Genomic DNA, 12,466 nt, shown 5'->3' with positions numbered 1-12,466 from the left:
GGGGCCCGGTCGCCGCCCGGGGCTCAGCCCCAGCAGATCTCCTTCGCGTCGGCGGACGTGATGCTCTCGACGCCCTCGGCCGGCTCGTCGGTCACGAGCGCGACGCCGGTGTCGAAGAAGTCGAGCCCGTCGGTGGTCTCGGGCTTCTCACCGGTGCGGGCGAGCTGCGCGATCGCCTGGACGCCCTCCTCGGCCATGCGCACCGGGTACTGCTGCGAGGTCGCGTCGAGGATGCCCTTCTCGACGTACCCGACGCCGGCGCAGCCGCCGTCGACCGAGACGAGGAGCACGTCCTCGGGGGACTTCCCGGCGCTCTCGAGCACCTGCGAGGCGCCGTACGCGGCGGGCTCGTTGATCGTGTAGACGACGTTGACGTCGGGGTTCTGCGACAGGCAGTTCTCCATCGCGGTCGCGCCGCCGTCCTCCGCGCCGCCGGTCGCCTCGTTGCAGACGATCGTGTAGCTGCCGCCCGAGTAGTCGCCCGTCTTCGCCTCGTCGCCGTTGGCCTGGTCGTCGGCGGTGTCGATCCCCATGCCCTCGAGGAAGCCCTGGTCGCGGGAGTGGTCGACGCTGACGATGCGGTCGTCGAACAGGTCGAGGAGCGCGATGACGGCGTCCTCGCCCCCGAGCGTCGCGGCGGTCCACTCGCCGATGCGGCGGCCCGCGTCGACGTTGTCGGTCGCGAAGGTGATGTCGACCGCGTCCGCGGGCTCGGGCGGGGTGTCGAGCGCGATGACGTAGAGCCCGGCCTCGCGCGCCCGCTCGACGGCGTCGACGACCGCGGGGCCGTTGGGCGTGATGAGGATGCCGTCCTGGCCCTGCGAGATGGCGTTCTCGATGGCCTGGATCTGCGTGTCCTCGTCGCCGTCCTCGCGACCGGCGGCGAGCGTGAGGTCGACGCCCTCGGCGTCGGCGGCCTTCTGCGCGCCTTCCTGCATGGCGACGAAGAACGGGTTGGTCGTGGTCTTGACGATGAGCGAGACGGCGACGTTGTCGTCGCCGTCCGAGCCCGCGGCGGTGGACCCCGAGCCGGACCCCGAGTCGGACGAGCACGCGGTCGATAGGATCCCCGCGACGACGAACGTGCTGGTCGCGAGCGCGATACGGGTCCGGGTCCGGCGCCCTGCCGGGACGAGGACCGAGGAAGGACGTCTGCGTGTGGTGGTCATGGAGCCCCCTCCAACCGTGCGGCCGACTGGCCGCTGACACCGTTGTCATCGGACTGTCTACACAGCGCCTCCGAGGACCGTCAAGCATTCGCGCCCACGCTAGGGTTGGCCGGTGACAACGATGTCTCAACCGGCGGACACCAACGGGTCCCCCCGACGCGCGCGGGCGACCATGCGCGACGTCGCGGAGCGCGCCGGCGTGGGCATCAAGACCGTCTCGCGCGTCGTCAACGGCGAGCCCGGCGTGGCCGCCGCGACGGCCGAGCGCGTCAACCGCGCGGCCCGCGAGCTGCACTTCCAGCCCGACCCCTTCGCGGGCAACCTGCGCCGCAGCGTCCGGCGGACCCAGAGCATCGGGCTCCTGCTGTCGAGCGTCGACAACCCGTACTGCGCAGCCGTGCACCGCGCCGTCGAGGACGTGGCCGAGTCCCGCGGCGTCTCGGTGCTGTCCGCGAGCAGCGACGAGGACCCGCAGCGCGAGCGCGCCCTCGTCGGCACCTTCGTGTCGCGACGCGTGGACGGGCTCATCCTGTCGGCCACCGGCAGCGACCAGTCCTACCTGCGCCCCGAGATGGACGCCGGCACGCCCGTCGTGGCGGTCGACCGGGCCGCGGTCGGCATCGACGTCGACAGCGTCGTCGTCGACAACGTCGCAGGAGCCCGCGGCGCGACCGCGCACCTGCTGCGTCGCGGCCACCGCCGGATCGCGCACCTGGGCGACCTGTCGACGATCGCGACCGCCGCCCAGCGCCTCGACGGGTTCCGTCAAGCCGCCGCGGAGGCGGGTGTCCCGGCGGAGGACCAGCTCGTCGTGCAGGACCTGCACACCGTCGAGCTGGCGTTCGACGCGACGTTCCGGCTGCTGCGCTCGGACGACCCGCCCACGGCGCTGTTCACGAGCCAGAACCTCGTGACGATCGGCGCGATCCGCGCGCTGCGGTCGCTCGGCATGCAGCACGACGTCGCCGTCGTCGGGTTCGACGACTTCGGCCTCGCGGACCTGCTCGACCCCGCCGTCACGGTGGTCGCGCAGGACCCCGTGGCGATCGGTCGGGCGGCCGCCGAGCGCGTGTTCGCCCGCCTGGAGGACCGGTCGCTCCCCCCGACGCGCACCGTGCTCCCGACGCGCCTCGTCGTGCGCGGCTCGGGCGAGATCGCCCCGCGGCGGCACGGCGCGGCGTGAGGCGGACGGCGCCGGTCGCGTCGCGCGAGGCCGTCTGACGCGGACCACCGACACCCCGACGCCACGTCAGCCCAGGCGCCGGACCTCCAGCGACCGCAGGACGGCGCGACCGCCCTCGGCGTAGGCCGCGACACCCTGCGCGTCGGCGTCGGGGAACACCAGGTCGGTGATCGTGACGAGGCCGTCCTGCGCGAACACCTCGACCGACGACCGGTCGACCACGACCGTGAGCCGCACGCGCGCGTCCGCGACCTCGACGGGCGCGGAGTGCACCGCCGGGAACGCGGGGTGCAGGTCGACGACGCCCGACGCCCGCCGGTCGACGAGCACGCGCCCGGTGCGCGCGTCGTACCCGACGACGGTCCGCTGCCCGTCCTTGCTGCGCACGTGCAGGCCCACCTCGTCGGCGGTGCCCACGTCGAGCTCGGCCGTGAGCAGCAGCGCGTCCCCCACCGCACGCGGCAGGGGCACGACGGCGTCGTCCAGCGGCACGTCGCGCACGGTCCACCGCGGCTCGCTCGCGAGGGCCGACGAGTCCGGGGCGGGGACCTGGACGAGCCGGACGCGGCCGTCGACGGTCCGCAGCGAGAGCCGGCGCGGCAGCGTCATGGCCCCGCGCCAGCCTGTCGTCGGGGTCGACGCGGCGTACGTCCAGCTGCTCATCCAGGCGATCGCGACGGCCTCGCCGTCGGGGTGCTCGGCGAACGTCAGGGGCGCGTAGAAGTCGCTCCCGTGGTCCATCCAGTCGTACCGCTCGAGCCGGCGCGGGACGGCCGCGTCGGTCGCGACGACGTGGTCGAGAAGCACGTGCCCCCACGGGCCGGTGGCCGAGTCGACGACACGCAGGCGGGCGTCCCGCCCGACGAGGTCCCGGACGTCCCACGACACCCGGTCGAGCACCTCGGAGCCGGTGCCCGTCGCGCTGCGCACGACCTGCCCGTCGACGAGGAGGTCGACCGACGTCGCCGCGCCGCGCGGCAGCGCCGGCTCGTCGCCCAGCACCACGTGGTCCGCGAGGACGTGCCCCCAGCCGTCCGTCGACGCGTCCACGATCTCGACCCGCGCCTCGCGCCCGCGCAGGTCGCTCACGTCCCACGACGCCCAGTCGAGCGTCCCGCTCTGCGGCCCGGACGTGGACCGCACGACCTGCCCGTCGACGAGCAGCCGGACAGCGGTGTCCGGGTGCGGCCCGCCGCCGACGAGGAAGCTCACGTGGTCGGCGGTGATCGTGAACGGCGGCGACGTCAGCGTGCCCGTCCCGGTGTCGGGCACGGGCACGCACGGGTCCCCGGAGGTGCCGTTGCGGTACGAGCTCGCCAGGCCCGTGCCGAGGTAGCCGGTGACGCCGTCCTGGCACGGCGCGTCGCCGCGCGTCGGGCCGTCACCGAACGCCGTGCCCGTCGCGGTCCACCCCGCGAAGCGGTCGCCCTCGAAGTCGCCCAGCACCGTGCCGGGGGGTGCGCCGCCGTCGCCCGTGCCCGGCTCGTGGGGCGCGTCACCCCCGCCGACGAGCAGCGCGAGGTGGCTGCGCGTGATCCGGAAGGGGGGCGAGGTCAGCGTCCCGACGGACCGGTCGCCGCCGAGGAAGCTGTTGACGACCCGCTCCCCCACGAACCCGGAGACGTGGTTCTGCCCCGGCAGCGTGCCGGGGACGGGGCCCGACCCGAACGCGCCCCCGGTCGTCTCCCAGCCGTCGCCGTAGGTCGGGCCGTCGAACGCCGCGACCACGTCGCCCTCCGGCACGTCGTCGTCGCGCAGGTCGTCGGGCGTGAACGTCGTGCCGTCGAAGTCGCCGACGAAGTACTGCGTGCCGGACCCGCCCGTCGGTGAGCCGGGGTTGAGGCTCACGACGAGGACCCACCGCGTCCGGTCCGGGTCGCCGTCGACCGGCAGCTCGACGAGGTCGGGCATCTCCCACACGCCGCCGACCGCGTGCGCCGGGCCGAAGTCGCTGAGGTGCGTCCAGGACCGCAGGTCGTCGGAGCGGTAGAGCTGAACGACGTGCTCGGTCGCGAGGACGACGAGCATGACCCAGTACCCGCCGTCGGCGTACCAGAGCACCTTGGGGTCGCGGAACTCGCGCGAGCCGATGTCGAGCACGGGGTTGCCCGGGTAGCGGGTCCACGTCGTGCCTCCGTCGGTGCTCGACGCGAGCGACTGGGCCTGCACGTGCGTCGTCGGGTCGTAGCTCGTGTAGACCGCGACGAGCGGGTCGCGCCCGTCGGCGCCGAGACCGCTGGTGTTGCCGTGGTCGACGACGACGGTGCCGGAGAACACGAGCTCGTCGTCGGTCGCGGGGATCGCGACGGGCAGCTCCTCCCAGTGCACGAGGTCGTCGCTGACGGCGTGGCCCCACGAGATCGAGCCCCACACGTCGCCTGCGGGGTTGTGCTGGAAGAACAGGTGGTAGCGACCCTCGTACCAGACCGGGCCGTTGGGATCGTTGACCCAGTGCTCCGCCGGCGCGAAGTGCGCGACCGGCCGGTTGGGGTCGCCGCCCGGGGACTCCCCCGGCACGGGGCACGCGAGGACCGTCGACACCACGACCCCTCCGGCGACTGCGGATAACGTCCGTGCACGCACGCGGCACTCCTCGTCGAGTCCGGGCGGCTCCCCCTCGAACCGTGCGGGCCAGCCTGGCGCGCGACTGACAACGTTGTCAAGCAGACGCGGACGGGTTCAGGACGACTTCGTCCCGGACCCTTGCGACCGCTCCGGGACCGTGCTTCCCTTGGTCCGGTCCGGCAGTCATGGCCGGAATCGACGGGAGTCACGTGGTCGTGACCTCCCGGACCCCAGGTGCGCCACACGCACCTGCGGCGTGCCCTCAACCATGCACGCCGACGCAGCGCTCAGGCGTGTGAGGACAGCGCACGCCGCTCCACCGGTCGGTCGCCCTCCCGACGACCCCACCGCACCGGTGCGCCCGGACGACGGACGCACCGTGTCCCCGGCGCGCCCTCAGACTCCGCGCCGCACCACCGGCACCGTCCGACACCTCGGACGCCGGTCCGTCCGGCCCGACGGGCGACGACGCCCGACGGGACCCGCACGAGGGGAACTCCCATGAACCGCACCATCCGCGGTGCGCTCGCGCTCGCCTTCGCAGCCGCGATGACCGCCGCGCTCGTGACGCCCACCGCCGCCGTCACCGACCCCGACCGCCTGCCCGGTCCGTCGGTGGGCGGCGGGCAGCGCATCGACGCGGTGTTCAGCCCGCGCTCGACGTACCACGCCAACTGGACACGCGCCGACGCGCTCAAGATCGAGCAGGACGCCACCAACACCGCGCCGCTGATCCCGTCCGACTTCCCCGTCATGACCGACCAGGTCTGGATCTGGGACACCTGGCCGCTGACCAACCTGAACATGCAGCCCGTCGCGTACGAGGGGTGGAACATCATCTTCTCGCTCACCGCGCCGCGGGACATCTTCTTCGGCGACCGGCACTGGCAGGCCAAGATCGGCTTCTTCTACTCGCAGGACGCCGAGCACTGGACGTACGGCGGCGACCTCTTCCCCGCCGGCTCGTCCCGCGGCTCACGCGAGTGGGCGGGCTCGACGGTCCTGGCCGACGACGGCACCGTCCACGCGTTCTACACCGCGTCCGGCCACGACGGCGGCGGCATCGACCCGAACGACGCGCTCCAGCGCCTCGCGCACGCGCAGGGCCAGATCCACACCGACGCCGACGGCGTCTGGTTCACCGGGTTCGAGAACCACCAGATCATCGCCCAGGCCGACGGCACGCTCTACCAGACGCTCGAGCAGTCGCAGGCCGGCCCGATCATCTACGCGTTCCGCGACCCGTTCGTGTTCCGCGACCCCACCGACCACCGCGTCTACGCGCTGTTCGAGGGCAACAACGGCGGCGTCGCCGGCTCCCACACCTGCGACCGCTCGGAGATCGGACGGGTTCCGCCAGGCCACGTGACCCCGCCCGACGCCCGCTACTACACCGGCAACATCGGCCTCATGGAGCTGAGGTCCGCCGACTTCACGCAGTGGAAGCTGCTGCCGCCGCTCCTGTCCGCCGAGTGCACCAACCAGCAGACCGAACGACCGCACCTCGTCGTCCAGGACGGGCAGTACTACCTGTGGACCATCAGCCACATGTTCACGTTCGCGCCCGGTCTGACCGAGCCCGGCGAGATCGCGGCCGGACCGGACGGCGTCTACGGCTTCGTCGGCCCCGGCCTGCGCAGCAACTACCGGCCGATGAACGGCAGCGCCCTCGTGCTGGGCAACCCGCCCGAGCAGCCGCTGCAGCAGTACTCGCACTACGTGATGCCGAACCTGCTCGTCGAGAGCTTCATCGACACCGTGCCGACGGGCCCTGGACCGGGCGACGTCGTGTACGGCGGGACGCTCGCACCGACGCTCGAGCTCGAGCTCGACGGGGCGACGTCACGGCTGGCCGGCGAGCTGCCGTACGCCTACGTCCCGGCCGAGGTCGCGGTCCCCTGACCTGACCTGACCTGACCGACCCGCACGGGCCCTCCCCCGTGCACCCACGCAGGAGCCCGGCCCCGCCCAGGGACCGGGCTCCTGCCACGCGTGCCGAGCGACCCGTCAGAGGTCGATCGGCCGCAGGACCAGCGAGATGCCGTGCGCGATCTGGACGTTCCCCGCGTTCAGGTCGAGCTTCGACCGGACCAGGAACGGGTCGAGGTCGCTGCGGTCCTGGTCCTTGAGCTGCACGATCGCGTAGCGCTTCGACCAGACCTTGACCTTGAACGTGCCGCCCTGCGCGGTCGTCAGGGACGCACCGCTCGAGGCGAGCGCGGTCGCCGAGTCGATCGTCGCGCCCGGCACGACGTGGTACAGCAGCACCTGCTCGACGGCGTCGACGCCGACCGCCCCGGCGATCGCCGTGAGGACCTCCTGCTCGCTCCCGTACCAGCGGTGCGTGAGGTCCTTCGCCAGCACCTGGAACGCGCGGTCGTTCGGGATGAACGCGGTGAGCGGGACCGTGCCGTCGGCGAGCACCGCGACCGGGCTGCCCGGCTTCGCGGCCAGGACCGTCGCGACGGCCTGGTCGACGATGTCGAAGTCGTACCAGTTGCGGTCGAACGTGTCGCCGTCGGACGCGAGCACGCTCGCGAGCGACGTCGTGCCGGCAGCGTGGGCCGCGGGCGCGAGCGCGAGGCCGGCGCCCGCCGCGACAGCGGCAGCGCACAGGGCGGAGAGGGTGCGTCGGATCTTCATCGTCGACTCCTGCGTCGTCGAGGTCGGCCCGCGCGGGCCGGACGCCCCGGAGGGGGTGTCACCGGTACTTCCGGTCGACACCCCCTCCTGGATGCACCCGCGCGCGGGCGACCTCAGGCCTGCAGCGGTCCGCGCACGATCGAGTCGCCCGAGTGCGCCGGGTCGCCGTCGAACTGCTCCTCGGAGACGTCGACGACCGAGAACTCGTCGAGGTCGAGGCCCGCGGGCAGGTCGAACCGGCCGGTCGGGCCGTCGAGCGTGCCGAGGCTGACGAGCCCGGACACGTCGGGCTTGAGCAGCCACACCTCGCGGAACCCGTCCCCACCGACCTGACCGGTGAGGTCGACGACCAGCTGCCGCGACCCGTCGGACCGCGTCTCGACCTCGGCCGAGCCCGCGGCGTCCCAGCCGGGCAGCGGCTCGAGGGTCGCCGTCGCGACGACCTGCGGTGCGGGCTCGCGCCCGACCCACCACGTGACGCCCGCCCCGGCGACCACCCCCACGGCGGCCGCCGCGGCGACCCACCGCCACCGGCTGGGGCGCCGGGTGAGCGGGACGACGTCGGCGAGCGGCTGGTCGTCACCGCCGGCACGGCCGGACGGGACGCCGGGGGTCTGCTCGACCGCGGGCGGCGGTGACGGCCGCGACAGGTCGTCGGACGGCACCGGCGCGCGCACCGGGCGGGGAGAGGCGACGCCGGCGTCGGGCCCGGCGGCGAGGCCGAGGTCGGCGGCGATCGCGTCCCACACGCGCGGCGCGGGCGGCACCAGCTCACCGGCGGTCCGGGCCAGGCCCGCGACGTCGGCGAGCGTCCGCACCTCGGCGGTGCACCGCTCGCACGCGTCGACGTGCGCGCGCTCGGCGTCGGACGCACCGTCCTCCCCGAGGGCGAGGAGCGTCAGCACGTCGTCGTCCACGTGCTCGTCATCGAAGCGCACCGTCCACCTCCCATCGGGTCCGGAGCCTGGCCAGGCTGCGCCGCAGGTGGCTCTTCACCGTGCCGAGCGGCAGGTCCAGTCTGGTCGCGATCTGGTCGTGCGTGAGGTCGTCGTAGAACGCGAGCCGCAGGATCGTGCGCTGCGGGTCGCCCAGGCGGTCGAGCTCGTCGGCGATCACCAGCCGGTCGACCACCCGGTCGTCCGCGGAGGCGACCGTCGCGGGCGGCGGGGTCGCAGCGTCGGCGAGCTTGCGGTCGCGGGTCCGGCGCTCGTGCGCGTCGGCGATCGCGTGCCGCGTGATCCCGACGAGCCACGCGGGGAGCCGCGCGCGCGTCGGGTCGAACCGGTGCCGTCCGCGCCACGCCTCGACGAACACCTGCTGCGTGACCTCCTCCGCCTCGGCGGTCGTGCCGAGCGAGCGGAGCGCGAGCGTGTGCACGAGGGTCGACCACCGCACGTAGGCCTCACGGATGGCGTGCTCGTCCCCCGCGGCGAAGTCGCGGCCGAGCTGGTCGACGCCGTCCGGGTCCTCGCCCGCGGCGCGCGCCGGCGACGGCTCGCGTGCACTCACGGGCGGCTCCTCGGGGCGGTGCGTCGGCGTCGGCGGCAGTGTGACCAGCATAGGGATCACCCGGGCTCGGCCGTGACCACGACGTTGTCCGTGTAGTGCCCGACGTCCTGCCGCCAGGCGCCGCCGCACGTCACGAGGACCAGGCGGGGCGACCCGTCGCGCGAGAACCAGTCCTCGAGCGGCGCGGTCTCCTTGGGCACCTTGGTGACGTCGACGACGACGTACGGCTTCACGGCCCCGTCGCTCGTCGTCACCTGGACCTGGGCACCGGGGGTGAGGCGTCGCAGGTCCGCGAACGGCCCGATGCCGCTGAGCCGCGAGTCGACGTGGCCGGCCAGGAGCGTGGTGCCCTCGGCGGACGCCGGGCCGGGACCGAACCGGTACCAGCCCGCACGGTCCGCGTCGGGCGGCACCTCCATCGAGCCGTCGGCCGCGACGCCCACGGCGTCGACCGGCATGTCGAGCGCGAGCTCGGGGACCTGGAGCCGGACCGGCGCGACGACCGCCTCCGGCGGCGGGGCGACCGCGTCCTGCACCGGGACCGGCGGCTGGGGGGACGCGGCCACCGTGGTGCGGACGGACGGAACCGGGTCGGGTCCGGGGTCCGCGGTGCAGCCTGCGACAGCCCCGACCGCCACGCCGAGCGCCACGGCCCGGGACGCCAGGCGCTGCCAGGCGTGACGGTCGGGAGTCCTCATCGGCGGACCGTCACCGCGCGACGGCGGACGGCCGTGGCCGACGCCGCGGCGAGCCCGGCCACCAGCAGGCCAGCGGCCACCCAGGTCCACGCCGGGACCTCAGGGTCGGCCGCGAGGCCCAGCTCCCCCGCCGGCACCCCGCTCGGCGTGCCGTGCAGGCCGTCGATGACCTGCGTCGCGAGCGCGAGCGTCGACGGGGTCGCCGTCCCGTTGCCCCAGGCGTACACGATCGTGTTGGTGCCCTCGGCGACGTTGACGTCGGTCGGGCCCAGCAGGGCGGGCTCGGTCGTGCCGGCGGCCACGACGCTCGCGCTCACCGTGCCGGCGGGAAGGTTCAGGACCTTCTCGTTCGGGTTGGTCAGCCCGGAGATCACGGCGGAGCCACCGGCCAGGACGTCGACCGCGGGTGCGGCGGCCACGTGCCGGACCGTGAGGCGGCCCTGCCCCGCGGCGGTGGTCGACGTGTCGTTGGTGAAGAGCGTGGCCGTCGGGCTGGCCGACGCGTCGAGGTGCGCGACCGCGGTGTACGACGTGTTCCCGGCGAGCGTGAGGTCGACCGGGCCGATCGCCGGCGACGACGCGTCTGCGGCGTCCGCGGCCGTGATCGCGACGGTGTACGTGCCGGGCGCGAGCTCGAGCGGACCTGCGAGCGTGCCGGGCGTGAAGTCGTCGAGCGTCCGCTGGCCGTTGACCCACACGTCCACCGTGAGGCCCGGCACGCCGTGCAGGACGTACAGGGTCGCGTCGCCAGGGGCGGCGCCGGCGGGGGCGGAGGTCAGCATGACGGCAGCGAGGGCGAGACCGGCGGCTCCGGTCGCGGCAAGAGGTCGTGCGCGCATCGTGGTCGTCCTTCCGTGCGGCCCGCCCGGTGGCGGGACTCTCGACCTCTCTTCCGTCGTCGGGACGCGCGCGGATGCATGAAGACGCAACTTTCTTCGCCGACCTCGTCGACCGGGGCGCGCGGCACGGGGCGCGCCCCGGTCGACTGCTCAGCGGGCGCCGAGACCGAACACCTCGGTCGGGCGTCCGACGACGAGGTCGACGACCGCGTCGGCCGCCTCGTCCTCGTCGAGCCGGTGACCCGCGACGAGCCCTGCGAGGAACGTCGCGTCGAGCCGCCGTGCCATGTCGTGCCGCGCGGGGATCGACAGCAGCGCGCGCGTGTCGTCGATGAAGCCGCTGGTCCGGGTCAGCCCGGCGATCTCGGTGACGGCCTCGCGCCAGCGCAGGATCGACGAGGGCGCGTCGAGGAACCACCACGGCGCGCCGACGTACACGGAGGGGTAGAAGCCGGCGAGCGGCGCGAGCTCGCGCGAGAACACGGACTCGTCGAGCGTGAACAGCACGAGGCGGAGGTTCGGGTGCGTGCCGTAGCGCTCGAGCAGCGGGCGCAGCGGGTCCGTGAACGAGCCGGCCAGCGGGATGTCGTGGCCCGTGTCCGGGCCGTAGCGGCCGAGCGTCGGGCGGTGGTGGCCGCGACGGACGCCCGGGTGGAGCGTCGTCGTGAGGCCGTCCTCGGTGGACATGCGCGCCATCTCCAGGAGCATGTGGCGGCGCAGCGCGGCGGCCTCGTCCGCGGTGATCGCGCCGAGGAGCCCGCGCGCGTACAGGCGCTCCGCGTCGGCCGGGTCGAGCGGCTCCGTGCCGACGTCCTCGTGGCTGTGGTCGGCGGAGACGGCGCCGTGGCGGCGGAAGTGCGCGCGACGGTCCTCCATCGCGGCGACCCAGCCGCGGTACGTCGACGTGTCGGTGCTCGCGGCCGTCCCGAGCGCCGCGACCGCGTCGCGCCATCCGGGATCGGCCGCCTCCAGGTGGCGGTCCGGCCGGAACGTCGGCAGCACGCGGCCGGTGAACGTCGGGTCGTCGCGCAGCGCGGCGTGCGCGGCGAGGTCGTCGACCGGGTCGTCGGTCGTCGCGAGCACGTCGATGCGGAACCGGTCGAACAGCGCGCGCGGGCGGTACTCGGGCTGCCGGAGGCGGTCGGCGAGCAGGTCGTACAGCGCGTCAGCCGTGTCCGCGGACGGGCGCAGGTCCGTCCCGAACACGTCGCGGAGCGTCGAGTCGAGCCAGTGGCGGACCGACGTGCCGCGGAAGACGTGCCACCGCGCGCAGAACGCCCGCCAGGCGGCGCGGGCCGCCTGCTCGTCGAGGGGTCCGCGGCCGACGCCGAGCTCGTCGAGCGGGACGCCCGACGCGTGCAGCAGCCGCGTGACGTAGTGGTCGGGCGTGATCAGCAGCGACGTCGGGTCGGCGAACGGCTGGTCGTCGCGCAGCAGGCCGGCCGGGACGTGTCCGTGCGGGGACAGGATCGGCAGGTCGCGGACGAGGCCGTACAGGTCGCGGGCCAGCGCGCGGACGCCGGGGTCGGCGGGGAGCAGGCGGTCGTCGGCGACGGCGCGCGTCGTGGTCGTGGTCGCCACTCAGGCCACCTCCTCGGCCCGGCCGGACGACCACGTGGTGTGGAACGTGCCGCCGGAGTCGGTGCGGCGGTAGGTGTGGGCGCCGAAGAAGTCGCGCTGCGCCTGGATCAGCGCGGCGGGCAGCCGCTCGGCGCGGACCCCGTCGTAGTACGCCAGGGAGGAGGAGAACGCCGGGGTCGGCACGCCGTGCAGGGCGGCACCGGACACGACCCGCCGCCAGGCTTCGACGCCGTTGGCCACGGCGCCGGTGAAGTACTCGTCGGCCAGCAGCAGCGGCAG

At 74.4% G+C, this 12,466-nt stretch carries 10 protein-coding genes and 1 pseudogene; 2 read left to right on the top strand and 9 right to left on the bottom strand.

From position 1 onward, the window contains the following. Positions 1-23 precede the first annotated feature (23 nt). A complete protein-coding gene (locus KOV94_RS10650) occupies positions 24-1,169 on the bottom strand; it encodes a substrate-binding domain-containing protein (RefSeq protein WP_218052017.1) in 1,146 nt (381 codons plus the stop codon). A gap of 121 nt (positions 1,170-1,290) precedes the next feature. On the opposite strand from KOV94_RS10650, the gene KOV94_RS10645 reads away from it, so the two are divergent. Then, positions 1,291-2,352, top strand: coding sequence for a LacI family DNA-binding transcriptional regulator (locus KOV94_RS10645; RefSeq protein ID WP_225916507.1), 1,062 nt, complete (start codon positions 1,291-1,293; stop codon positions 2,350-2,352). 66 nt (positions 2,353-2,418) lie between these two features. On the opposite strand, the gene KOV94_RS10640 is transcribed toward KOV94_RS10645, so the two are convergent. Then, the gene (locus tag KOV94_RS10640) at positions 2,419-4,896 is read right to left on the bottom strand and encodes a GH32 C-terminal domain-containing protein (RefSeq protein ID WP_308160488.1); all 2,478 of its coding nucleotides are present in this window, start codon (positions 4,894-4,896) and stop codon (positions 2,419-2,421) included. A 522-nt stretch (positions 4,897-5,418) separates the two neighbouring features. On the opposite strand from KOV94_RS10640, the gene KOV94_RS10635 reads away from it, so the two are divergent. Continuing rightward, positions 5,419-6,819 (top strand): glycoside hydrolase family 68 protein, encoded by a 1,401-nt coding sequence (locus KOV94_RS10635; protein WP_162352381.1) that lies wholly within the window; start codon positions 5,419-5,421, stop codon positions 6,817-6,819. A 105-nt stretch (positions 6,820-6,924) separates the two neighbouring features. Here the strand turns inward: KOV94_RS10635 and KOV94_RS10630 are convergent, their stop codons facing one another. From KOV94_RS10630 to KOV94_RS10600, 7 genes and pseudogenes are all read right to left on the bottom strand, one after another. Beyond that, positions 6,925-7,560: a fasciclin domain-containing protein gene (locus KOV94_RS10630; protein ID WP_218052016.1), complete on the bottom strand. Its 636-nt coding sequence runs from the start codon at positions 7,558-7,560 to the stop codon at positions 6,925-6,927. A 113-nt stretch (positions 7,561-7,673) separates the two neighbouring features. After that, positions 7,674-8,498, bottom strand: a complete 825-nt coding sequence (locus KOV94_RS10625; RefSeq protein ID WP_218052015.1) for an anti-sigma factor — start codon at positions 8,496-8,498, stop codon at positions 7,674-7,676. After that, positions 8,485-9,069, bottom strand: a complete 585-nt coding sequence (locus tag KOV94_RS10620) for an RNA polymerase sigma factor (protein WP_235843555.1) — start codon at positions 9,067-9,069, stop codon at positions 8,485-8,487. Before KOV94_RS10620 ends, KOV94_RS10625 begins: the two co-directional genes overlap by 14 nt. Positions 9,070-9,125: 56 nt before the next feature. Beyond that, positions 9,126-9,767 carry a class F sortase gene (locus tag KOV94_RS10615; protein ID WP_218052014.1) on the bottom strand — a complete coding sequence of 214 codons (642 nt, stop codon included), beginning with the start codon at positions 9,765-9,767 and terminating at the stop codon, positions 9,126-9,128. After that, the gene (locus KOV94_RS10610) at positions 9,764-10,606 is read right to left on the bottom strand and encodes a DUF4397 domain-containing protein (protein ID WP_218052013.1); all 843 of its coding nucleotides are present in this window, start codon (positions 10,604-10,606) and stop codon (positions 9,764-9,766) included. The genes KOV94_RS10615 and KOV94_RS10610 overlap by 4 nt, the downstream gene beginning before the upstream one ends. Positions 10,607-10,756: 150 nt before the next feature. After that, positions 10,757-12,187, bottom strand: coding sequence for a glucuronate isomerase (gene uxaC, locus KOV94_RS10605; RefSeq protein WP_218052012.1), 1,431 nt, complete (start codon positions 12,185-12,187; stop codon positions 10,757-10,759). Further along, a pseudogene (locus KOV94_RS10600) lies at positions 12,188-12,466 on the bottom strand (NADP-dependent phosphogluconate dehydrogenase); the annotation flags it as partial.

The organism is Cellulomonas algicola, from assembly GCF_019024305.1.
Taxonomy (GTDB): domain Bacteria; phylum Actinomycetota; class Actinomycetes; order Actinomycetales; family Cellulomonadaceae; genus Cellulomonas; species Cellulomonas algicola.
The sequence above is the reverse complement of the archived record's forward strand: the minus strand, read 5'-3'. Positions and strand labels throughout refer to the sequence as shown.